This is a genomic window from Mesorhizobium sp. WSM4815, assembly GCF_055811575.1.
Genome location: NZ_JBVVQS010000098.1, coordinates 349948 through 374044, shown reverse-complemented (window position 1 = coordinate 374044; position 24097 = coordinate 349948). Strand labels below are relative to the sequence as shown.

General features: G+C 61.7%; 17 protein-coding genes. 10 read left to right on the top strand and 7 right to left on the bottom strand.

Going from position 1 to position 24097, the window contains the following annotated elements:
- The first annotated feature begins 5 nt into the window (after positions 1 to 5).
- Positions 6 to 857 carry a pantoate--beta-alanine ligase gene (panC, locus tag AC0L2B_RS22940; protein ID WP_473746902.1) on the top strand — a complete coding sequence of 284 codons (852 nt, stop codon included), beginning with the start codon at positions 6 to 8 and terminating at the stop codon, positions 855 to 857.
- A 135-nt stretch (positions 858 to 992) separates the two neighbouring features.
- On the opposite strand, the gene AC0L2B_RS22935 is transcribed toward panC, so the two are convergent.
- From AC0L2B_RS22935 to AC0L2B_RS22915, 5 genes are all read right to left on the bottom strand, one after another.
- The gene (locus AC0L2B_RS22935; protein ID WP_027154463.1) at positions 993 to 1445 is read right to left on the bottom strand and encodes a phasin; all 453 of its coding nucleotides are present in this window, start codon (positions 1443 to 1445) and stop codon (positions 993 to 995) included.
- A gap of 255 nt (positions 1446 to 1700) precedes the next feature.
- Complete coding sequence (locus AC0L2B_RS22930) at positions 1701 to 2189, bottom strand: GNAT family N-acetyltransferase (RefSeq protein WP_473746955.1); 489 nt, start codon at positions 2187 to 2189, stop codon at positions 1701 to 1703.
- Positions 2190 to 2193: 4 nt separating this feature from the next.
- Entirely contained in the window at positions 2194 to 3693 is a 1500-nt protein-coding gene (gene gatB, locus AC0L2B_RS22925; protein ID WP_473746901.1) for an Asp-tRNA(Asn)/Glu-tRNA(Gln) amidotransferase subunit GatB, read from the bottom strand.
- A gap of 344 nt (positions 3694 to 4037) precedes the next feature.
- Complete coding sequence (locus AC0L2B_RS22920) at positions 4038 to 4469, bottom strand: CBS domain-containing protein (protein WP_023798170.1); 432 nt, start codon at positions 4467 to 4469, stop codon at positions 4038 to 4040.
- Positions 4470 to 4571: 102 nt separating this feature from the next.
- Positions 4572 to 5336 carry a rhomboid family intramembrane serine protease gene (locus tag AC0L2B_RS22915; RefSeq protein ID WP_473746900.1) on the bottom strand — a complete coding sequence of 255 codons (765 nt, stop codon included), beginning with the start codon at positions 5334 to 5336 and terminating at the stop codon, positions 4572 to 4574.
- A 420-nt stretch (positions 5337 to 5756) separates the two neighbouring features.
- Between AC0L2B_RS22915 and AC0L2B_RS22910 the strand changes: the two genes are divergently transcribed.
- From AC0L2B_RS22910 to AC0L2B_RS22870, 9 genes are all read left to right on the top strand, one after another.
- Entirely contained in the window at positions 5757 to 6395 is a 639-nt protein-coding gene (locus AC0L2B_RS22910; protein ID WP_473746899.1) for a PAS domain-containing protein, read from the top strand.
- 117 nt (positions 6396 to 6512) lie between these two features.
- Positions 6513 to 7130, top strand: coding sequence for a PilZ domain-containing protein (locus AC0L2B_RS22905; protein ID WP_473746898.1), 618 nt, complete (start codon positions 6513 to 6515; stop codon positions 7128 to 7130).
- A 266-nt stretch (positions 7131 to 7396) separates the two neighbouring features.
- Entirely contained in the window at positions 7397 to 8005 is a 609-nt protein-coding gene (locus AC0L2B_RS22900) for a transglutaminase-like cysteine peptidase (RefSeq protein ID WP_287248119.1), read from the top strand.
- A 468-nt stretch (positions 8006 to 8473) separates the two neighbouring features.
- On the top strand, positions 8474 to 8899 hold the full coding sequence (locus AC0L2B_RS22895; RefSeq protein WP_473746897.1) for a globin family protein: 426 nt from the start codon (positions 8474 to 8476) through the stop codon (positions 8897 to 8899).
- Between the two features lie 808 nt (positions 8900 to 9707).
- A complete protein-coding gene (locus AC0L2B_RS22890) occupies positions 9708 to 10286 on the top strand; it encodes an OsmC family protein (RefSeq protein WP_027154473.1) in 579 nt (192 codons plus the stop codon).
- Positions 10287 to 10351: 65 nt separating this feature from the next.
- Complete coding sequence (locus tag AC0L2B_RS22885) at positions 10352 to 11584, top strand: flavin-containing monooxygenase (protein ID WP_473746896.1); 1233 nt, start codon at positions 10352 to 10354, stop codon at positions 11582 to 11584.
- A gap of 10 nt (positions 11585 to 11594) precedes the next feature.
- Complete coding sequence (locus AC0L2B_RS22880) at positions 11595 to 12806, top strand: NAD(P)/FAD-dependent oxidoreductase (RefSeq protein ID WP_473746895.1); 1212 nt, start codon at positions 11595 to 11597, stop codon at positions 12804 to 12806.
- A gap of 23 nt (positions 12807 to 12829) precedes the next feature.
- Positions 12830 to 13276 carry a MaoC family dehydratase gene (locus AC0L2B_RS22875; RefSeq protein WP_473746894.1) on the top strand — a complete coding sequence of 149 codons (447 nt, stop codon included), beginning with the start codon at positions 12830 to 12832 and terminating at the stop codon, positions 13274 to 13276.
- A 398-nt stretch (positions 13277 to 13674) separates the two neighbouring features.
- On the top strand, positions 13675 to 18366 hold the full coding sequence (locus tag AC0L2B_RS22870; RefSeq protein WP_473746893.1) for an alpha/beta fold hydrolase: 4692 nt from the start codon (positions 13675 to 13677) through the stop codon (positions 18364 to 18366).
- Positions 18367 to 19411: 1045 nt separating this feature from the next.
- Here the strand turns inward: AC0L2B_RS22870 and AC0L2B_RS22865 are convergent.
- Positions 19412 to 21538 (bottom strand): hypothetical protein, encoded by a 2127-nt coding sequence (locus AC0L2B_RS22865; RefSeq protein ID WP_473746892.1) that lies wholly within the window; start codon positions 21536 to 21538, stop codon positions 19412 to 19414.
- Between the two features lie 472 nt (positions 21539 to 22010).
- The gene (locus AC0L2B_RS22860) at positions 22011 to 24023 is read right to left on the bottom strand and encodes a BTAD domain-containing putative transcriptional regulator (RefSeq protein WP_473746891.1); all 2013 of its coding nucleotides are present in this window, start codon (positions 24021 to 24023) and stop codon (positions 22011 to 22013) included.
- Between the last annotated feature and the right edge of the window lie 74 nt (positions 24024 to 24097).

Below are 24097 nucleotides of genomic sequence, written 5' to 3'. Positions count from 1 at the left end.
GAAGCATGAGCCGGCTTCTCGTCGTCGACAGCGTCGCCGCCCTTCGCGCGCAAATCCGCGACTGGCGTCGCGATGGCCTCAGCCTTGCCATGGTGCCGACAATGGGTGCGCTGCATGACGGCCATATCTCGCTGATCAGGATCGCGCTGGAGAAGGCCGATCGCTGCATTGTCTCGATCTTCGTCAACCCGACCCAGTTCGCGCCGAGCGAAGACCTCGACAAATATCCGCGCCAGCTCGGCCGCGACCTCGATCGGCTGGCCGAGGCCGGCGCACAACTTGCCTTCACCCCTGGTGTGGCGCAGATGTACCCGGCCGGCTTCGCCACCAGGATCTCGGTCGGCGGGCCAGCCGCGGGGCTGGAATCGGATTTCCGGCCGAGCTTCTTCGACGGCGTCGCAACCGTCGTGGCAAAGCTCTTCCTGCAGGCGTCGCCCGACTGCGCGGTCTTTGGCGAAAAGGATTATCAGCAGCTTTGCGTCGTCAGGCAGCTCTGCAGCGATCTTGATCTGCCGGTGGACATCATCGGCGCGCCAACAATACGCGACGCGCATGGGCTCGCCATGTCGTCACGCAACGCCTATCTCGGCGAAACCGAGCTCGCGGTGGCGCGCCAGCTCAACGCCATCTTGCGCCGAACGGCGGCGGCACTCGCGGCAGGCGCGGATAAAGACAGTGCGACCGCCGAGGCCAGCCGCGCGCTGGTCGAGGCTGGCTTCGACAAAGTCGACTATGTCGCGGCGCGCGAGAGCCTGACGCTCGCCCCGTGGCGGCCAAACCGCGACGGACGCCTGCTCGCAGCCGCCTGGCTGGGCAAGACCCGACTGATCGACAATGTGGAAGTTCCCTCCGCCTGAAGCGCGTGCCGTTTGGATGGATTCATGCGACGCGCTTCAAGTTGTTGCTTTGATGCATGTCGTTATTGCAAAACTGCTTTGCACCCTCGGTTCAAGCCCGAGGGCGTGCTTTTGCGCGACATGCCTTAGGGCCAATCAGGCGACCTTGAGATCCTTCATCGCCTTCTCGTAGACATCCTTGATCGGCTTGGATACGTCTTCGGCGGCTTTCGTCGCCGCCGCCTGAAGCTCCTTGCTCTGCTCGACGGTCTTTTCCACCTGCTTGCGCAAGAAGTCTGTCTGCAGTTCGACGAACTCGGAGGGCGATTTCACGGTAACCAGGGCTTCGAGGTGAGAAAAGCTGGCCTCAACATTTGCGCGCAAAGCGGCGATCGTCTTCAGCGACAGCTCATTGCTAGCGGTCTTGGCTGTTTCGAAGGATGACTCAAGAGCCTTCTGAGTCGCCTCGGCGCCGGTCGCCAATTTCGATAAGGCTTCTTTCGATTGCTCGACGCCCTTTTCGGCGACAGCGCGGAACTGATCGGTTACCTCGGTCTGGACTTCTGCATTCTCAACGTTTTCAGCAGTTTTATCAGCGGTCTTGGTCATAGTTTCCATCCTTTGCGGTGGGCGGCTTTTGTAGAAAGGCCGTCTCGTTCATCTAGAACCTGACGTTACGGCATCTGCAGTGCATTGCAATATTTTTGTGCGTCGCACCATGCTTTTTTGCCTCAGCGTAGCCACTGGTGAATTTCTACCTGCGGGCTTGTTTTTTGCGGACCGCGATTCCGCAATTCAGCCCGCAACCGACCGGCGCAGGCCCGTAAAAACGCAACTGACTGCGACCTGTCAGGCCAGGCAAATCTATTCGATCGCCTTTTCCAAAATCAGCGCCGGCAGCCCTGAGCCACCGCCACAGTCAGCAGTGTTCCCGGCCGGCAAAAACCCTTTCGAGCGATAGAAGGCGACGGCGGGAGCATTTGCCTCTTCCACTTCGACACGCAGCGTCCGCGCCTCGGGAAAGCTGGCCTCGACCTCTTCCAGCAGCGCCTGGCCGATCCCTTGCCTCTGGCAGGCCGGATGCACGTAGAGCTGGTTCAGCATGACGATCTTCGCATCCGTGGTGGCTGCGGCGAAAGCCATGCCGCCAATGCGGTTGCCGTCGTCTGCGACCAGGAACTCGGAGTTCGGCCGTGTCAGCCGGGCCTTGAGCGAGGCGATCGAATGCCATTCATCTGTTATCTCGGCGACTTTGGCAGCACCGTAGATGGCGTCGTAGGTGGCGTGCCACGTTTCGACCAGCAGCGCCCGGACCGCGGCAAGATCGCGCTCCCCGGCGGTGCGAACGAACATCATCCTATTCGATCCCGAGCTTGGCCTTGACGAGGTCGTTGACGGCCTGCGGGTTGGCCTTGCCGCCAGTCGCCTTCATCACCTGGCCGACGAACCAGCCGGCCATGCTCGGCTTGGCGCGCGCCTGCTCGACCTTGTCCGGATTGGCTGAAATCACCTCGTCGACCGCCTTTTCGATGGCGCCGGTGTCGGTGACCTGTTTCATGCCGCGGCTTTCGACCAACTGGCGCGGATCGCCGCCTTCGTTCCAGACGATCTCGAACAGATCCTTGGCGATCTTGCCGGAGATGGTGCCCTCTTTTATCAGGTCAATGACCGCGCCGAGCTGATCGGGCGAAACCGGAGCATTTTCAATACCCTTGCCGGCTCGGTTCAAGGCACCGAGCAGATCGTTGATGACCCAGTTGGCGGCAAGCTTGCCGTCGCGACCAGCGGCCACCTTCTCGAAATAGTCGGCGACCGCCTTTTCCGACACCAGGATCGAGGCGTCGTAGGTCGACAGGCCGAGCGAGGAGATCAGCCGCGCCTTCTTGGCGTCGGGCAGTTCAGGCAGATCCTTTGCCAGCGCATCGACATAGGCCTGGTCGAACTCCAGCGGCAACAGGTCGGGATCCGGGAAATAGCGGTAGTCGTGCGCTTCTTCCTTGGAACGCATCGAGCGCGTCTCGCCCTTGTTGGGGTCGAACAGCCGTGTTTCCTGGTCGATCTTGCCGCCGTCCTCTATGATGGCGATCTGGCGGCGCGCCTCGTAGTCGATGGCCTGGCCGATGAAACGGATCGAGTTGACGTTCTTGATCTCGCAGCGCGTGCCGAATTCGCCGCCGGGCCGGCGCACCGAGACGTTGACATCGGCGCGCAGCGAGCCTTCGTCCATGTTGCCGTCGCAGGTGCCGAGGTATCGCACGATGGTGCGCAGCTTGGTGACATAGGCCTTGGCCTCGTCGGCGGATCGCATGTCGGGCTTGGAGACGATCTCCATCAGCGCCACGCCGGAGCGGTTGAGGTCGACATAGGACATCGTCGCATGCTGGTCGTGCATCGACTTGCCGGCATCCTGCTCCAGATGCAGGCGCTCGATGCCGACCTCGATGTCCTCGAACTCGCCCTGCCGGTCGGGACCGACGGAGACGATCACCTTGCCCTCGCCGACGATCGGCTGCTTGAACTGTGAAATCTGATAGCCCTGCGGCAGATCGGGATAAAAATAGTTTTTCCGGTCGAAGACCGATTTGTGGTTGATCTCGGCCTTCAGCCCGAGGCCGGTGCGGATCGCCTGCTTGACGCATTCCTCGTTGATGACCGGCAGCATGCCCGGCATCGCCGCATCGACGAGGCTGACATTGGCGTTGGGCGGCGCACCGAACGCCGTCGAGGCGCCGGAGAACAGTTTTGCTTGCGAGGTCACCTGCGCATGGACCTCGAGGCCGATGATGATCTCCCAGTCGCCGGTGGCGCCTGATATCAGGCGCTTGGCGTCGGGTGTGCGGGTGTCGATGAGGGTCATGGTGGCCTGCGCGTTATCGGTGACGGAATTCACGTGAATTCGACGTTTAAGGTGAAGTCATCCGCTAATGCAAACCGCAGAAGGAGACAAGCGTGAAGCCGCCGGCTGGTAGGGGCAACCGTTATCGAAAACGTTTGCGCTGCCCCTCACCTGCCTGCCGGCATCCTCTCCCCGTATAGTGACGGGGAGAGGGGCGCCCGCATCAACGATTTCGCCAATCTCCATTGTAGCAAGAAAAGCCGCCAAGGCTGCGGCCGGCCCCTTCTCCCCGTCACTATACGGGGAGAAGTGCCCGGCAGGGCGATGAGGGGCGGCGCCGACTTCGACAAAACTTGCTGGCGAGCTCAGGCCGTCGCGATATAGGCCCTGATCTCCGCGGCCTCGCGCTCGACATCCTCGATGCGCCGCTTGACCACGTCGCCGATCGACACGATGCCGTCGAGCAGGCCGTCCTTCTCGACCGGCAGATGGCGGAAACGGCCACTGGTCATGATCTCCATGACCTCGTTGACTGTGTGGTTCTCATTGCAGATCTTCACCTTGGGGGTCATCGCCGAACGCACCGCGATGTCCAAAGCGGCGGCCCCTTCCCTGGCGAGGACACGGACGACGTCGCGCTCGGAAAGAATGCCGACGATCTTGTGATCGCCATTGGTGATGACCAGCGCACCGATCCTGTGCTCGGCCAGGATGCGAATGGCCTCGCTCAGCTTTTCGTTCGGCCCGAGCGTCAACACGTCGTGGCCCTTCTGCTCGAGAATTGCCTTAACAGTCATGGCGTCCTCCTCAGTTTACCTTGCCGGTTCCTGCCCTGACCGGCTTTCCCTAGTGCCAGACATCGTGCGCCGCGATCGATTGGTTTTCAAGTGCGGCGAGGCTCAGGCGCTGAACTCGTCCGCCTGCTGCCGCCGATCGAAAGCCCGCAGGCCGAAGAAGCCGGCGACGAAACCGCCAATATGAGGCTCCCAGGCGATCTGGCTGTCGATGCCGGGCGCGAAGGCAACGAGGCCGGTGGCGAGATTGATCACCATCCAGATGGCAAGAAAAGTCACAACGCCGCGCGAGCGGAACACCGCCGCCATCGGCAGCGGCGCGCCGGCGAAAGCGGCTTTGCCGGACGAGCGGTCGGTGCGGAAGCCGAAGCGCGCGGCGGCCCCCATCATGCCTGAAATCGCCCCCGATGCGCCGACCAGCGGCGTCTGGCCGAGCGGGTGCACGGCCCAGAACAAAAATACCGCCGCCAGCCCCGTCGCGGCGAAGAACAGGCTGAAACGAAGCGCGCCGAAGCGGTTCGCCAGCGGTGAGCCGAAAGCCGCCAGCCACACCATGTTGACGGCAAGATGCGCAAAGCCGCCATGCAGGAAGGCATAGGTGAAGGGGCTCGAAAACGCGTAGAAATCGAGGTCGAAGCGACCGGAGTAGCGGATCGGAATGAAGGCGGTCCGGATCAGCAGGGAGAAATCCTGGTCGTCGGTGAGCCAGTAGAACCGGATCAGGTGAACGACGACGCAGATGCCGATCAGCGCCAGCACGACGGACGGCATGTTGAACACCGGCTCGCGACGCGGCTCCGGCTCGTGCTCGTGGCCGACAGGTCCGCCCTCGCCCTGTTCGATTTCCGAGGGGCTTGCTGGTTCGCTCATATGGCTCGCACTCAGTCGCTGGTTTCGACTTGGCGAGCATGTAGATCACGGTCACCCGATTCACAAAGGGCGAATCGCCCCACGCAAATCAAAACGGCGCGAATCAAAATTGGCGCGAATTAAAAAGAAGCCGTCCAAGGTTGCCCTTGAACGGCTGGTCGAGCCCCCATGCTCCCCCAAACTCTTGACTGAAATGCTGCCGATCGCTGCGAAACGACCGCTTCTGGAGTGGTTTTAACGTGCCACGGGCCTGGGCGGAGCGCAACGTAAACCACTTGTTAACCTTAACGGCCCCGACCCGTGAACAAGTGTTAACGATGCTGGCACGCATCCTGCTCCGCAACGCATGTAGGTCCTCGGAGGGCGCCCTTCTGTTCACCGATGGGACATCAGACGACAGATTGCGCGGAGCAGCATAACATGAACCAGAACGGATCGATCACGCTGTTCCATTATTGGAACCGGCTGCGTGACGGGCGCCCTGCCCCGAAGCGTTCGGAAGTCGAGCCGGCCGATATCAAGTCGCTGCTGGCCGACACATTCATCCTGGAAAAGGATACGCGCGGCGAAGCGGTATTCCGGCTCGCCGGCACCAGGCTTTGCGCGGTCTATGGCCGTGAACTCAAGGGGTTTTCCTTTCCCTCGCTGTGGCGCGAGAAGGACCAGCGGCTTATCTCGAAACTTATCCAGGGCGTCTTCGATCAAAAATCCGTCGTGCTCATCACCTATGAAGCTTTCAGCCGCACCGACCGTTCCAGCAAGTTCGAGCTGCTCGCCCTGCCGCTCGACGGCGGCGTCGACAATCCGCGCTGCCTCGGCGTGATAAGCGCCGCTGAAAAACCCTTCTGGCTGGGCGCGGATCCGATCGCCGACGCCCTGATCGATTCGATCCGTCTCGTCGATCCGGAGAAGGAACCGTTATTCCTCAAGAACCGGCCGGCCATCGACGTTCCCTCGCTTGTCCCGTCGGAACTCGATCCGTCCCAGACGATTTCGGCGCTCGGCCAGGCCCGCCGCATCCGTCACCTGGTCGTATTCGACGGCGGGCGCGGGGAATAATCCAAAACCCTAAAGTAGCGGCGTCAGGCTTTCCCCTTTGTTAACCCGCTTCGCTGTAGCTTTCCGGCGAAGTTCCTCGCATCAACGCGCGGAATGCCAAACGGGGTGTAGGCAGTCATGAGGTCAGCGGCGGTCGACACCGCGCCGTCCCAAGCTGAAAGGCGCAACTTTCAGCGCGTCCGCGTGAAGATCTATGGACGCTTCATGCTGGAGGATCGCACCGAACATCCGTGCCAGGTGGTCGACATGTCGCCGGGCAATGTAGCGCTTCGCACCGAGCGCATCGGCATGCCGGGCGAGAAAGTCATCGCCTATATCGATCACATCGGCCGCATCGAAGGCGTCGTCACCCGCATCCTGCAGGACGGTTTCGCGATGACGGTCATCGCGTCGGAACGCAAGAAGGACAAGCTTGCAGCGCAATTGACCTGGCTTGCCAACAAGCACGAGCTCGATCTGCCGGAAGACCGTCGCCACGAACGCGTGGCGCCGCGCAATCCGACCAGCGTGCTTCAGCTCGGCGACGGGCGCCAGTACCAGTGCCGCATCATCGACCTGTCGCTTTCGGGCGCCGCGGTCGAGATCGACGTCAAGCCGGCAATCGGCATCCAGGTCATGCTGGGCACCATGCGCGGCCAGGTGGTGCGCCATTTCGAGGACGGCATCGCCATCGAGTTCGCGGTCATCCAGCGGGCGGAAACGCTCGATTCCGAATTCAACGCATCCGGCACCTGACAAACAGCGCACACTCCCGCAATCGACCGGCCCATTTCGGCCGGCTTTTTGTTGGAGCGCCGGTCAACGCCGCCTGCCACCGATGCCGCGCCAAGGCGCCGCGCCGCGCCGATGTGATCCCGGCGAAAACCACCTCAACAGTTTTATACTGAAATGATTCAAATTTTATGTTTATTCTATGGGCGTTTTACTTAATGTCTACTTCGAGCCTTTGCGTCGAATAAATCCAATCGTGTCATTGTCTCCTCAAACGGGGAGACTGGACGATGAAGAAGACGAGGGGCAAGCTGTTGCTCTTGGCAATGGCGACGCAGCTTACCGCCTGGGGAACAGCGTATGCAGCAGGACCTGCCTTCATGCACACCGGCAGCCGCACCACACAGCCGGTCGGCCATTACGAGTTCTGCCAGAAGATCCCGCAGGAATGCAATCAGCGGACGCCGAAGCAGGCGCCGATCGAACTGACCCGCAAGCTGTGGGCGAGGATCGTGAGCATCAACAATTCGGTCAACAGCAGAATCGCGCCGCGCACCGATATGGAACTGTGGGGCAAGGAAGAGGTCTGGTCCTATTCCAACAGCGAATTCGGCGACTGCGAGGACTATGCGCTGGAAAAGCGCCGTGCGCTGATGAACATCGGCGTTCCGGCCGGCGACCTGCTGATGACGGTTGCGCGCCAGCCGAACGGAGACGGCCACGCGGTGCTGACCGTGCGCACCAGCCTCGGAGAGTTCATCCTCGACAATCTCGAAACCAGGGTGCTGTCCTGGACCAACACCGACTACACCTATCTGAAGCGCCAATCGAGCCAGAATTCTGGCGCTTGGGTAACGATCAACGACGGCCGCTCCGGCGCGGTTGCCAGCGTCCGTTAAGGACGCGACGCAAAAACCCGGTCGAGCCCCACCTCCCCGTCCCCAACGACCGGGTTTAGGAGCCGGCCCCGTCCCCGGGCCGGCTCCACTTTTTCAAGCGGTACTGGGATCCTGATGGTGACGATCCGACTTGCGCGTTGGGAATGGCGGGAGACGACCGGTGCGGACATTGCTCCGATTGCGACAAATTCAGCGGCGCAATAAGCTTCGGCCGTGAGCTACCAGGCGATGAAAAATCGAGTGATCTGTGATCAGAGGACTGTTCGGGAATGTTTCCTAGATGCTTGGTTTCATTGAGAGGTTTCCGGGCACCGTCAGGACACAGAAGGAATCTGAATACACTGAGCGCAAACCGAACCTCAATTGAGACACACCTGAAACACATCGACGCGCCGGACGACATGCATGCGAAACGTTTTGGGCGGATGGTCGAGCCGCAGGCAGGCCAGGAGCGCAGGAGCGTCGCCAATGACACCCGACCAGATTCGACTTGTTCAGGATAGTTTCCACGAGGTCCTCCCGATACGCGTGGCAGCCGCGGCTCTGTTCTATGAACGCGTGTTCGCGATCGACTCGGATCTTCGCGCACTGTTTCTGGCGAGCGACATGCCCAAGCAAGGCGCAGAGCTGATGGCGAGCCTGGGCTCCGTCGTGCGCGGACTGGATCGTGCCAACACCGTCCTTCCGACCGTACGCGAGCTCGCCAAGCGTCATGGGGCTTGCGGTTTCAAGGAGCATCATTACCCGATCGTCGGGCAAGCGCTCATCGACACGATGGCGGCGGGCCTCGGCACGGCCTTCACGCCGGCGGTCGGCGAGGCTTGGGAGGCAGCCTATGCGTTGCTCGCAAGTGTGATGATCGCGGCTGCTCGCGAGGATCAGCTCGCAGCGTGAGGCATCCGATGCCGGAACAATCGGCACTTAAGTTAGCGATGTTCGCGCTTTGAAACCAAACGCGCCCGTGGCCCAGCCCGGCGGCCGCGATTGACAGTGGCTGTCGATTCCCGTGGTTGCATACGCAGTTTAACGGATCCATTCCGTCGAATTCGGCCAAAATTCGACGGAGGCTCAAACGCTCACTCCCCTGGTCTTATCGCAACCTCCTCTAATTGACGGCGCGAATGGTCGCGTCGCGAGGATGGAGAAAAAACGACCAATATCGATCACGCAAACTATTCCGCCTCGAGCGACAGGCTCGACGCTATCGGCTTCGCCAAATCCGCGATCCGCCTGGCCTTCCGTGCATTGAAGATGCGCAGCGAGCGAGTCGCGCTACAGTCAACGCTCGACTTATCTGCTCAACGACATGTGCATCGGCCGCTCGGAGATCGATCACGTCACGTCAATGCGGTTTACAATTGCCAACAGCGCTCAACGCGGTGGCTTGAACGCGAATGATGCTGATCCACATTGACTCGGCCTGCTGAACAGGCTCGGCTCGACGGGCGTGAGAGTTGCCCCGAAGTCGGGCAAGGCCTTCAACACAAGAATTACTCAACCGCGCAATCCTGGGCGATCACCTCGCCAGGGTTTTGGCGCTTTGAACAAGGCCCACGTCTCGCAGATCGTTTCGTAGCGTGGAAGCATGTGGATCAGCAATTCCATGGCAAATTCCACGAACGCAACCACCCTCGTTCAAACGCAGCGCCGTCACAAGAAAGCGGTCCGGCAAATTCGCCGCACTATTCACTTGGAGAAGACGATGCAACACACCACCAAGTCCTCAAGGCCACCGTTGAACGGCGTCGACACGCCGAACCTTCTGGCAACGATCAACTTTGTCGCCGGCCAGCCTGAATTGGCCAAGTTCCAGTTCCGCGTCCACAACGAGTGGGTCGAAGGCACCCACAGCAAGAGCGTCATGCTCGGCTTCCACGGCGCCGGCCAGGAACAGAAGCATGCCAAAGCCTATTACGCCGACAGTGACCACCCGGCCGTGCTGTGCGGCGCCGATCACGGCCCCACCCCGGTCGAATGGCTGCTGCATGCGCTCGCCAGCTGCCTGATGGCGGGCGTCGCCAACATCGCCGCGGCGCGCGGCATCAAGCTGACCAAGGTGCAGTGCTCGGTCGATGGCGACATCGATCTGCGCGGCATCCTCGGGATTTCCGACGAGGTCCGAAACGGCTTTCACAACATCACGGTGGCGTTCGAAATCGAGGGCGATGCGCCGTCCGAGAAGCTCCAGCAATTGGTCGAGCAGACACGGGCACGGTCCGCGGTCTTCGACATGCTGACGAACGGTGTTTCCGTTTCGGTCGGTGTCAAAACCATTCAGTGATCCACTCGGCAAGGCGGTTCGGACGGGTGTCTGAACCGTCGCCCTCCAAAATTGATGGAAACAATATGGAACAGGCTGACGTTGTCATCGTCGGCGCTGGCCAGGCGGGCATCGCCTTGAGCCATTGCCTTCGAAAAGGTGGGATCTCGCATGTCATTCTGGAACGCGGGCGCATTGGCGAACGGTGGCGGTCCTCGACATGGCGTTCGCTCCGCCTTTTGACGCCCAATTGGCTGAACGCGCTGCCAGGCTCCCCATATTGTGGCTCCGAACCCGACGGCTACATGAGCCGCGACGCGTTTGTGGAAACCCTGGTTGGCTATGCCCATCGATCGCAAGCGCCGGTGCGCTCGTACGTCGATGTCTTGTCGTGCGAACAGGATGGGCAGGGCTTCAGGCTGCTGACGACCGCCGGCGACTGGTCGGCGAAAGTCGTCGTTGTGGCCACTGGTCATTGCGACGTGCCGAGCATGCCCTTCCCCCTGCATACCAGCGCGGACCAACCGGTCAGCATCCACGCTTCGCAGTACCGAAGTCCCGACCAGCTTGCGTCAGGCGGCGTGCTGGTTGTCGGCGCATCGTCGTCGGGCGTCCAGATTGCCGACGAGCTGCGACGCAGTGGCAGACGCGTAATCCTGTCCGTCGGCAAGCACACGCGTTTGCCGCGCATCTGGCGAGACAAGGATATCTTCTGGTGGCTCTACCATATGGGATTCATGTCCCAGCGGCTGGACGATTTGACAGATCCCGACAGCGCCAGACGACAGCCTTCACTTCAACTTGCCGGTCGGGCGGATCGCTCCAATGTCGATCTGGCGACCCTTCAGGGCATCGGAGTCGAACTCACCGGGCGGTTGAAAGGCATCTCGAACGGGACAATTGGCTTTGCCGATGATCTCAAAGATAGCATCACGGCGGCGGACGCCAAGCAGGACCGGCTCCTTCGCCAGGTCGACCAGTTCGCGGGTCACAAATCCATGGCCGGCGCCCCCGCCCCGATCGAGCTGCCGACGAATTGCCTCAAGCGCCTGTCGTTCGCGAACGACGACATCGGCACCATCATATCGGCGACCGGCTACAGCCGCTCGTTTTCATGGCTGAAACTGCCCGTCATCACCACCGATGGCGAACTGGGCCACAAGGGCGGGATAACGACCGTCGCCGGCCTCTATGCGCTTGGCTTTCGCTTTCTGCGCAAGCGCGATTCCAATTTCATTGGAGGCGTTGGGCCGGACGCGCAAGCGATCGCCGACCATGTCTCACACTACCTCGGTCAGAGCGGCCTCAAGGCAGCATAAGGACATTCCGATGCTTTCCAATGTCGTCCCCGCACATTCTCACTACGACGCCATCATCGTCGGCGCGCGCTGCGCCGGAGCCTCGACGGCAATGCTGCTCTCCCGGGCAGGATTGCGGGTGCTGGCAGTCGACCGCCAGTCCTATGGATCTGACACGCTGTCTACACACGCGCTGATGCGACCAGCCGTCATGCAGCTTTCGCGTTGGGGCCTGCTCCAACCGTTGATCCAAAGCGGTGCGCCGGTGATCAGGTCTACCACTTTTCACTATGGCGAGCAGGAGGTCACGGTGCCCATTCGGCCCGAGCCAGATATTCCGGGCCTGATCGCTCCACGCCGCACGGTGCTTGATCGCATGTTGGTCGATGCAGCACGAGCCGCTGGAGCCACGATTATGCACGATACTCCGGTCCATGATCTCATGTTCGACGCACATCGCCGTGTTCGCGGCGTCACATTGAGAGATGCCGGCGGCCAAACTCGCGAGATAAGCGCCGATATCGTGGTTGGAGCAGACGGGCTCGGCTCGTTTGTCGCTCGCAAGGTCGAGGCACGGATGCTGGTGCAGGGGCGGTGCTCGGTGGCACATGTCTTCGACTACGCCCCCGCGCCGGCGTTCTCGGGATACCACTGGTATTTCGGCCGGAACTTATCCGGCGGCGTGATACCGACGAATGACGGGCTTGCCTGTATCGTCGCATCCGTTCCGACCGAGCGGTTTGACGCGAAGTTCCGCTTCGATCTTTCCGCCGCACAGCTTGCCCTGGCAGCACTGGCACCCGGATTGGGATCGCGGGTCTTCGGCAATGGTGGCGAACGTCTGAAGGCCTTCCGCGGCACGCCCGGCCGATTGCGGCAGGCATACGGCCCTGGCTGGATGCTGGTCGGCGATGCCGGCTTCTTCCGCGATCCGCTGACCTCGCATGGTATTTCCGACGCCCTGCGTGATGCCGAAGGGGCCGCGACGGCAATACTTTCCTGTCGCGAGTCCGCATTGCGGGAGTTCCAGGAAGTACGCGACAGCCTCGCGCTGCCCATCCTTGAGACCACGGACGCCATCAGTGCCTTCGACTGGTCCCTCGAAGAGCTACCTGAACGCCACAAGCGCTTCAGCGAGGCGATGAAATCCGAAGTCGCTGTGCTCTTGGCCCGGGCGGCGCGCGATCGCGAGGTTCCGCCTCTGCCGCAAGGGCTAGTGACGTCGCAGCTAGAGGCAATCTGAAACACAAAACAAGGAGCAAGGCTATGCAAACGACCATACGATCCGGATGGTCCGGGGTCCGGTTCGGACAACCGGAAGTCGGGGCCAGTGCAGAGCGAAGGCGCATCACTCGTGCTAGCGACATCATTGCGTTCAGCGACATGACCGGCGACAAAAACCCACTCCACTACGATGATGCCCTATCCGCCCGCACCGTATTCGGCCGTCTCATAGTTCAGGGCGGTGTCACTTCCGGCCTTCTCAATGCGCTGGTGGCCGAGGACTTACCGGGACCCGGCAGCGTCTTTCTTGGCGTCGAGTGGAAGTTCCTCAAGGCTGTCGGTATCGGCGAGGAGATCGTCGCACGCGCGGAGGTGCTTAGCGTGCGGGAAGACAAGCCGATCTGCACGCTGTCAACCACCGTCGCAAACTCGGCAGGCGAGATTTGCCTGTCCGGCACGGCAACAACCTACACTGTGCCGCTCGATTAAGCCGCCATAGGCTGCCGGGCGGCTCCGCATTTCCATGCTCTCCCACACGCTGTCTCCAACGGGCAGAACGCATGTTCGAGGAACTTAGCGGAATGGTCCGCTGCAAACCAAGGAGCCAACTTTATGAACATCTCATTCGGTATCTATGCAACCCCGACATCCACTCTGTGGAAAGACATCCGCAAAGGTCCGCCGCTCGAGGCAGTCCGGGAGCATCTCGACCGCGTGATTAACTTCAGACGCCTTTGCGAGATCGCTCGCAGGGCTGAGGTCCGGTGACGGAGTACGGGTCAAATGCGATGGCGGGCGTGAAGACACGTCCGCCATCGGTTTGGGTGTTGCGAACCCAAATGCTTCGTCGCTAATGTAAGGCCGACCATACGGTTAGGACAACCGGATTGAGCTCGGCCTTCGAAGTAAGGGTCTTTGGCGACCTCACGGTTCGCCGTGACGGCGAGCCTGTGGCCCTAACGCAATCGCGCAAGACGCGGGCGTTACTCGCCTATCTGGCCGTGCAGCAAAAGCAGCAGCGCCGCGAGTGGCTTTGTGAGATGTTTTGGGACGTCCCTGATGATCCTCGGGGCGCGCTGCGTTGGAGCCTTTCGAAGCTGCGCCGGATCTTAAATGCCGACGGCGAGACCCGGCTTGCGGCCGATCGCAACGTGGTCCAACTGAAGCCGGGATCGATCTGGCTCGACTACGATCTGATCAGGGGCCTGTCGGCCGATGCGGTTGGTTCGCTGCCTACAGAGCGTCTGGAATCGATCGCTGCGGCTTTCGCCGGCCCGTTCTTGTCGGACCTCTATCTGCCGCGCTGCCAGGCGTTCGAGGCTTGGCGCGTCTATTGTTCGAACGAGACCGAGATTCTGCACCTGAAGGCGCTACGCGCCCTGATCGATCGCCTGGGCGACGAGCCTGAGCGGGCGCTTCCCCACGTGCACACGCTGCAGTCACTTCTTCCGGACAATGATCTAGCAGACGAGATCGCCCGCATTAACGATCAGGCTCGACTGACCGTCGCCGCTGCCCCGATCCGAAGTGGCACGACGGCTGGACCTGTTAGCCGGCCGGCCCCCGAACCTCCGCTGGCGGGCCCCGTGCCCGAACCTGTCTCGTCGCCTTTGACGAAGGTTTCGTCAGGTAAGCAGCAGATACGCTACGTCAATGCCCGCGATGGCACCCGGATCGCCTATGTCATCAGCGGATCCGGGCCAGCGATCGTGCGTGCCTCGCACTGGATGTCCCATCTCGACTTCGATTGGGAAAGCCCAGTTTGGGGACATTGGATCGACGGGCTGTCCAGCGGCTTCACGCTTGTACGCTACGACGGGCGCCTGAACGGCCTTTCCGACACAGTCTGTGAGGATGTGGCTTTCGATGCATTCGTCGACGATCTCGAATGCGTCGTAGAGGCCGTGGGCCTCAACCGTTTCGTCCTCCTTGGAATATCGCAAGGCTGTGCTCTCTCTGTCGAATACGCCATTCGCCATCCCGAGAGGGTCGCGGGTCTCTTGATTTGGGGGGGATATGTTCGTGGATGGCGAGCGCGCGGAAATGCGGCGGAGATCGTCAGACGCGAAGCAATCTCGGCGTTGATGCGTCAGGGCTGGGGTCGGGACGACCCATTGTTCCGCCAAATGTTCACCAACCTGTTTATACCGGGCGCCAATCGCGTGCAGATGGATTGGTTCAATGAGCTGCAGCGCCGGACACTCACGCCGGAAAACGCGATGCGGTTGAGCTATGTCTTTGCCGACATTGACATATCGCGATCGCTTGAACGGCTGCATGTGCCAGCGCTCGTGCTGCATGCCAACGGCGACCGGGTCGCGCCTTTCTCGGAAGGTTTGGAGCTCGCCAGATCGATAACTGGTGCCCGCTTCGTCGAACTGGAAAGCGCCAATCACATCCTTCTTGCCGAGGAACCCGCGTTCCGCAACTTCATTCTCGAGGCGTCGACATTTGCCAACGAGGCGCTTCAGGCGCAAACGGTCGTTGCGGTCGACCCGAGGACCCGGCGACAGGCAACGATCCTGTGCGCCGATTTCCAATACGCCGAACCGGTGATGGAGAACCTGCCTCCCGATGTCGCGCTGGAGCGGGTCGACCCCTTCCTCATGCAGGCCACCGCACTCGTGCGCGACAACGGAGGAACGGTTCTGACGATTTCCGAGAACGAGCTCGTCGCGTCGTTTGGCGCGCCTGAGCCGCTCGAAGGACATGCTGCACTTGCCTGCCGGACCGCACTCGCGCTGCGCGAGCTCGCGCTGCGCCATGGCGATTGGATGACCGGCGTTCGTGCTGCCCTGGACACAGGCATCGTGATCGTCAGCCCGGCACGTGACCGGGCTTTGGAGGTGCGGGGCGGGCCGGTGTCCGTGGCCCATACGCTGAGCCCGGCGTTGGGGCGCCATCTCGTGGTGGCAACCGCCAGGACCCGGTCATCGGCTGGCGGCTTCGTCAGTATGGAAGCGCTGGCAGCGCCACTTCTGTCGGAATACCCGAAGAACCAGCGGCTCTTTGAAGTGATCGAGATCAGGCGGGGCCGCTCGCGCTGGCAGTTGCGCGCCGAAACGCAGCTGTCGCCGTTCGTCGGCCGCGAGATGCAACTGCAGATTCTGAACAAGGCCTGGCATGACGTCTTCGACGGCGAAGGTCAGACGGTTTTCGTGGTCGGCGATCCCGGTCACGGCAAGTCGCGTGTCACGCATGAATTCGTTGGGGCCATCCCTCACGATGATGCTGAGAATCTGGAGGTCGGCGCGCTCGAAACGGACCTGCGCAGCGGCTTCGTCGTAATTCGGAAACTGCTGCAAACCCTGTTCGGCGTGGGCGACACCGAAGCGCCGCCAATCGCAATCGAAAAGGTACTGGCCGCGCAAAGCGCGCTAGGCTTCGATGAGCGGCTCCTCGATCCGATCATGGCAGTCATGGAACTGCCCGTTCAGGATCCGAACTGGGCTATCATTTCTGGCCAGGAGCGATCCCGGCGCATGCAGGAAGCAGCGGTTGGGCTTCTGCTCTTCCTTGGCCGCGAGAAGCCCGTCGTTCTCCTAGTCGAGGACCTTCATTGGATAGACGCCGAGAGTGAGGGGGTCCTGGTGCGGCTGGCGCAGGCACTGCCCACTGTCCGCTGTCTGCTTATCCTGACCTGTCGACCCGAATACGATCGCGGTGCCTTCGCCGCTGCAGGACCTTCCGAAATCCGCCTGCCGGCGTTCAATACGGCCGAAGCAGCAGCATTTCTTGACTACCTGGTTGGCAGGGACCCTGAGCTGGCGCAGCTCCGCGGTGCAGTCGGGGATGCGTGCAAAGGCAATGCATTGTTCCTGGAAGAGACCGTCCGCGCTCTCGCCGAGACCGGCAAGCTGGAAGGGCAGCCGGGCCGCTACCGGCCTTCTGGCGAGGTCGACGAGATCGTCGTTTCGGCGAGTATCCAGACGATTGTCGACGCTCGCTTCGAACGTCTCGACAAGGATTCGAAGCGGGTAGCCGAGGTCGCCTCGATCTTCGGCGGAGAGATTCCGGTGCCCTTGCTACGAAGGATGGCGACGCTGTCGAGCCTGCGCTTCGATGCCGCCCTCCAGAATTTGAAGAAGGCCGATCTCCTAGTGGAGCTTCAGGTTTTTCCCGAGGCTTTCGTCCGCTTCAAGCACGTCCTCATCCGAACTGCTGTGTCCGGACGTATCGTATCGTCGGCGCTCATTGAGCTCCACAGGACTGCGCTTGCCGAATTGAAGGCCCATTACGCGGACCGGCTTGACGAGCACAGCGAACGCCTGGCCAGACACGCGCAACAGGCTCACCTCTGGGTCGAAGCCGTCGGCTATCTTCTGATCTCGGCTCGCAAGGCGATCAGGCGGTCGGCGTACGTCAGTGCACTTGAGCAACTGGACCTTGGGGTCAGGCTGCTGAGGAGCAACGATGTCGCCGACGCCGATGAGCAAGAGATCGAGTTCCAGCTCGCGAGGGGCGTGGCCCTCATGGCGGCCCGTGGCTGGGGTGCGACCGAAGTGCTCGCCGCGTTCGAGCGCGCCGAGGAACTTTGCAGTAAGATCGGCGACCAGGCGCGTCTGTTCAGCGCGCTGCGCGGGAGAGCCCAATACTACATGCTTAGCGGTAAGCCGGCAGCGGCGCAGGAACTGGCCTGCCGATGGGCTGGCATGGCTAAGGACGACAGCGATCCCGGTCTCGCGATCGAGACCGAGCACATGTTCTGGACAAACAATTTCTTCCTTGGGGAGACCGCGGCGGCCCAGAACCATGCGGAACGCGCCATCGGCCTCTACCACCCCGACCGCGATCATTATCTGACGTACAAGTACTCCGGTCATGACCCGGGCGTCTGCTGCCGCTGCTTCTCGGGATTGTCAGCCTGGCTGGCCGGCGAGCCGGATAAGGCAAGGCTACGGTGCGAAGACGCAACCGGGCTCGCCGGACGTTTCGAGCATCCGCTGAGCATGGCGCTTGCGTATTGGGGGACCAGCTACCTCCATATGTTCGCGGGGGAGCCTGAGGCCGCGCTTCGGGCGGCGGAAAGCGAGTTGCAGATAGCAGAGAAGTTCCAGTTGCCGCTCCTTGTCGGCCAAGCCGCGTTCCAGGTTGGATGGGGGCAATTCCGGCTTGGGGAACGGGGGGCCGGCCTGCGCGGCATGGAGGAAGCTATATCTGCCATTCGCCGGACCGGCGCTGAAATGGGGCTGCCCTATCTGATAGGCCTTTACGCCGAAGCGCTGGGCGACAGCGGCAGGCTGGACAGCGCTCGCAAGTCGGTTGAAGCTGCCCTCGAGCTCGGCCGCTACAACGGAACCTATTTCCAGCTCGCCGAAGTACTTAGGATCGAAGCCTGTATCCGCGAAAAGAGCGGTGGCGGACCTGACGAGATCGAGAAGATGCTCCACAAGGCTGCGAACGTCGCTACCTTGCAGCGTTCCGCGATTGGCCAACTGCGTATCGCTGTGGAACTCGCTCGCTGTCTTCGAAGCCTTGGAGATGTCGAGAAAGCGCGTGAATTTATCGCGCCTCACGGCGAGCTTGTCGGTAAGCTCGACGACAGCCAGGATGCGCGGGCGGCGCGTGAGTTCTTCTAGCCAACGTGGCTACTGACGCGTGCCTTCTCTTAGGCTGCACCTCAGAATGTCAGCGACGGGGTCAGATCGTGGCCTCCCCTCCCGCCAGCAACCAGGACGACGCCCATACCAAGCACCGCGTCCTTGATACACCGGATTGATCCCCTAGTTACCCTCCGTGGGCGCCTTGGTCGCGAGTTTTGCCTGGGGGCAGCGGCGGTTGCGCCGTTCTGACTGCATGGCGCGGAAAGACGGTTGGGACCGACGCACTTATGGAGGTCGTCGTGCGTCAATTCCCTGGATTCAGCTGGGCATATTTCGCATTCGCTTGCTCGATCGCGGTAGCTTGCGCAGGAGCTGCCGCCGGCGGCGAGCGCGGCGGAGGCAATAGCGGTGGCAACCATGGTGGCGGAGGCAATAGCGCTGCCAGCCATCACGGTGAAGGCCGCAAAGACGGCGCGCACAAAGGACCCAGCGGCTCCAGCAGCAGGTCACCGGTGGATGACGATGGGACCAGCACCACTGCAACGGCGGCAGTTGCGGCAACCACGGCCGCCACTGCCGCCAGTGTCGCCCGGTCCGCAAGTGGACGGTCGCTCGACCTTCCGTCCAGCCTTCAGCCTCCCAGCGCCAGCAACAGTCCATCGACGGTCAGTCCAATCAAGGTGCTGCCGGGCGTCCCGGATGAAGTCGTTCGCGCCTGCCGTGATGCGATCGAGTCGGCCGCCGCCCCGTTTGGCGCGACCAGTGTGCGCGTCAGCAGCGCAGGTTCCATACGTCGGTTGAGCCCGGATACGATCTCAGCTCCCGTCGAGGTCAGCATCGACTATGGACGGCAAGGCAACGTGGAGACGCGGCAGGCGCCGATCAAATGCGAATTGAATGCTACAGGCAGTGTGATCGGGCTGACATAGCGTATCGCGCAGAACTATTCGCCGACGAGAGCAGAATGAATTCGAATGGGGTGATTCGATTCATCCTAGTCTACTCTCGCAATACACACGTGTCGCAATGATCTCAAAGAGCTTGGGCCTTCAACAGGAGGACCGCGCAGTCGTTTTGGAAATCACTCCAATGTCGCCTGTCTTGGCCTGAGGGGATAGGGAAGTGTGAGAGAACGCACCCCCGCAATCCGCGCCGGGTCGCGAGCCTTGCTGCGTGCAGTCTTCTGGCTGACAGCCTTCACCCCGCCGGCAGCGGCGGCTGCGCGGCCAGCGCGCCGCTTCAGCGGCGGCTCAATTTTGGCGCTGCGACGCTCAGCCCTGAGCCTGTCATTGTCCGCGCGCGCGGCGGCCAGGTCGCGGGAAAGAGAAACAGTGACGTCACGTTGCTTGTCCAAAGCCTCCTTCAGCTTGGCGACCTGTAGCAAAAGTGCTCGGGCGGCGTCGCGCTCGAGGCGAGCTTTATCGAGGTCCTCATTGGTCGAGACTGCCGCAGCGCGTTCTCGTGCCAGAGCATGCGCCGTCTCGGTTGCAGTCTGCTCCACTCGTTCTCTCGCTGCGACTGCTCTAGCTCGTTCCTGTTCAGCCGCGTCGCGCTCGATGCGAGTTTTTTTCAGCTCCTCCCCCGTCGAGACTGCTGCAGCGCGTTCTCTTGCCAGAGCCTGCGATGTCTCGGTTGCAGTCTGCTCGGCACGCTTTCTCGCTGAGACTGCCCTGGCTCGTTCCTGTTCAGCCGCGTCGCGCTCGAGGCGAGCTTTTTTCAGCTCCTCACGCGTCGACGCTGCTGCCGCCTGTTGTCGCGCCAGCGCCCGCTCCGTCTCGGCTGCCGTCTGCTCCACTCGTTCTCTCGCTGTGACGGCACCGGTCAATTCCTGCTCAGCCGCGTCCGCGCGCTCCATGAGCGCAGCATTGGACAGTTTCACTTTGGAGAGCTCGCCACGAAGTTCGTCTGACTTTCGGCGTTCGTCATCGAGCATTCCGCTCGCTTGCGCCAGCGAAGCCTTGGCCTTGGCGCGATCCTCGGCGGCCTCGGTCTCAAGCCGCTCAATTTGCGCCTGCGCTCGCGATAGATCGCGCGCCACCCATCCGGCTCGCTGACGCTCCAGGTGAGCAGCGGGCATCTCCGTAAAGACATAGTTGGTGGCCTCGCTCAGCATCGTGCGGGCATCTCCCGCAAGGCGCCGCAATGCGTCAGCTGTACGGGCTGCCGCGAGCTCGTTGCGCAATTGCTCCTGGCGTACCTTGGCGGCGGCTGCCATGCTTGTCCTCAGCGCGTCGATCTCCTTGCGCGATTCGAGCAGCGCTCGCTGCAGAGCGGCGCTCCTGGCGCGCTCACCTTCCGCCGCCCGGCGCTCCTGGCCGTCCAATTCATTCGCTGCGGCTGCCTGAGCACCAGCTGCTCCGACTTGCGCCCGGGCAGCCGTGAGATCCGGGCTGAGCAATTCGACACTCGTGCGCTCGTCTCCCTGGGCTGGCCTACGCACATCCAATGCAGCACTCGCCGGAAGCTCGAAGGATCGCGAAAGCTCCGGATTGACGTTGCCCTGGACCCGCGAAATGGCGGGGGCGCTTTCGACCCAGTTTTGTCTCGTCATCGCATAGCTAAGCGGCACGGCCAGACAGATTGCTGCGACGCCAAAGCGGGGCACAAGACCGATCGGCCTGCGAACGCGAGGAGGTGAGGCCGTCGCTGTGGTGGGGTCGGGATTCTCCGCGAGGGCGAGTTGCGTCGGCATACGGGTCAGAGCCCTCAGCACGGGATTACTTAGAGCGGCAACATCAGCCGCCACCCGCCTATGAACATAGCCAGCGATTTCTCTGATCGATGTCGCAAGTCGGCCGGATTGCGCTATGTTCGTCGCGGAAGCGAAAGCGTTGGTCCGGGTCACAGACGAGCTCTCGAAAGTTTCGGAGATCACGTCGAAATACTCGATTCGCACCCCGAACCGAAGGCAATTGGCATCCTGACGCCGAATACCCAGGTCTGCCGTGTCTGAGGGCACGGCAACCTGAGAAGAAGAAGCAGGCTCGGTTGCAAGGTCGACCGGGCTTTCCCAATCCCAAGAAACCTCCTCCTCCTCGGGGAGGTCAGATCCGCCTTCGCTCACATCTGATTTGAGGCGACGCCGTTGCACCGCGATATGGATATGCCGGAGCACAAGATAGAGGCCCACCGAGGCAAATGTTGCTATCCCGCCCAGGATGGCGAGATCTGCGTCGTTTGCGTAAATTTCGGCAAGAGGATTTGACATTGCCGTGCCTGTGCGGTTTTGGGTGTGTTCTTAAGATCGTGAAGCGGTGTTGGCCCCTCGCCTTGGTGCTGGCTAAAGCCTTTGGTCGCGTTCGAAGCTGTCACTTGCTTCGAGGTCCCTCCAGTGCTCGAATTGTTGTTGCATGGCGGAGCGGCGGTCGCGCGTTGATAGGCGTGCCGGCGCAGATGACTTTTGTTTGAAACGAAACTTGACAGGCCGTGGCCGCCGATTGTCGGCCGCCAAGGGCGCACAGGCTCTGAAAAGCCGACTTGCACCTCTGCATCTCAACGTCCCGAGAGTTCTCCCACGGTAGCGCACCATCCGAACATTTCCGGCTCTGGACGGTCCGGCTAAGCTTTAAGCTAGGTCACAGGCCTCCACGGTCAACCGTCACCTTATAGTTAGCATCCATCGGCAGTACGTCGGCCATCTGGTGCCGAAGCCGTTTGCCTCGCTTCACGCTGACACGGCGTTAATCGGGCAGGCCCGCCTTGCGAAGTCCTTCGATATATCTGCTGCGATCGTCCGGTCGATAAAACGGCGGCAGCACCTCGGCGAGATTCGAAAGCCGCAACGTAGGGTCGAGTTCGCGCAGCCGAGCCATCATCTTCTCGGCTTCCGAAAGCCGACCGGCCAAGACGTAACTTGCCGTCGCCACACGCGTCGCACTCGCGTAGTTTGGTTGCGAACGCAAAGACCTTTTCGCCCACTCAGCAGCATCGTTGTAGCGCCCGGCACAAAAGTGAGCGAGCGCGGTGCAAAATTCCCAAACAAAAAAGCGAGGATCCAACGGACTGAGGCGCATTGCCTGCGCGGCGCGCTCGACGGCTTTCTCCGGCTCACCTAAGCACGCTTGAACCCACGCGCTGTAACCCCACGCCGCAGCCAAGTTCGGGTTCAGGCCAAGCGCGCGTTCGATGCACGCCGCGCTTTCCTCCACATCGCCGCCTACATAGCCGAGCACGTATCCGCCGTACGAAAGGGCAATTGCATCGTCCCATCCAAGTTCGATCGCTCTCTTTGCCAGTCGGGTCGCCTCGGCAGTCTCTTCTAAGCGATCGATCATCCAGCGGTTGCTCTTTCGCGCCGCATAGCAGCGCGCCGCCCGGGCATAGGCGGCAGCGAACACCGGGTCACAGCCGATCGCCTTCATGAAGAACCGCAGAGCGTCATCCATGGTTTCCTTGGTGTTGACCGCTCGGTCGTGGGACGCCAACCCGCGCAGATAATAGTCGTAGGCGTCGAGGTCCTCAGTCGGCTTGCGCTTGGCGCGCTCAATTTCCGCCTCCTCGACCTTTGGGGTGATCGCGCCGACGATGCTCGAGGCGATCTGGTCCTGAAAATCAAAAACCTCGGCTAGAGTACCTTCAAAACGGTCAGCCCACAGGTGGAGGCCGCTCGAAGCGTCGAGGAGTTGTCCGGTGATGCGCAGGCGCTCACCCGCTTTCCGCACACTTCCCTCGACCACATAGCGCACGCCCAGTTCACGCCCGACCTGCTTTATGTCTATCGAGCGTCCCTTGTAGGCAAAGCTCGAATTCCGTGCGACTACGAACAGGTGACGAAAGTGAGCCAGGGCGGTGACGATGTCTTCCACCATACCGTCGGCAAAATATTCCTGCTCCATATCACCGCTCAGATTTTGAAACGGCAACACTGCCACCGACGGTCGATCGTCGTGTCTCGCTGGGACTGACAGGACCTGCGGCAGCGACACGACGCCAGAGCTCGGCGCGGGCCGCTGATATCCAATTCGTTCGCGGGATTGCAGAGAAGCCGCCAGCGAGCTTGTCTCAGCCTCCGGCTCCGCATCCAGATGCTTTCTCAGGGCATTGCGACAGAGCTCGAATTGGCGCAAGGCGGCGTTTTCGTGACCGCGTTGAGCGTGGATCCGGATCAGCGCCCGATGGGCGGCCTCCGCGGTAGGATCTGAGGCAAGCAATCTCTCTGCCAGCCCTTCGCAGGCCGTCTCTTCCGCTGAGCCGGGTATCGGCAGCGCGAGGCTCAGCCGATCGACCAACTGCAGCGCCTTGCGCTGATACCTGTCCAGATAGGGTCCAAACCACTCATCCAGTTCCTCAGGGATGGCTTCCCCTGCAAGCACCCCACCGCGGTAGAGGTCGGCGGCGTAGGCGAGATCCGCCACCCGGCCGTCCTCCAGTTTGCGGTCGAAGATCGAAATGTCCGCGTCATCCGGACCGGCAATCAGCGCGATGGCTTCCTGATCCCCGTCGATGTAGACGGTGGCATCCTTGCTGGTCGGGAACGAGCGCCGGATGTCGACCAGCGCTTGCCGCAAACTATTGCGCGCCTGCCCATTACTTCGTCCCGGCCAAAAGGCTTCGGAAAGCAACTCGCGACGATGGCCGCGGCGGCCCGCCAGCACCAAGGCAGCAAAAAGCAGCGAAGTCTTGCGCGTGGCGAAGCGGACGGGCCGGCGCTCCGGGGAGGTAATCTCGAGGCCGCCCAGCAACCTGATGCGCACAGATCCGTCTCCAGACTTTCACCGCCGCGGCAGAATAGCATTCCGGCAGATGGATTTAACACCGATTTAACGGC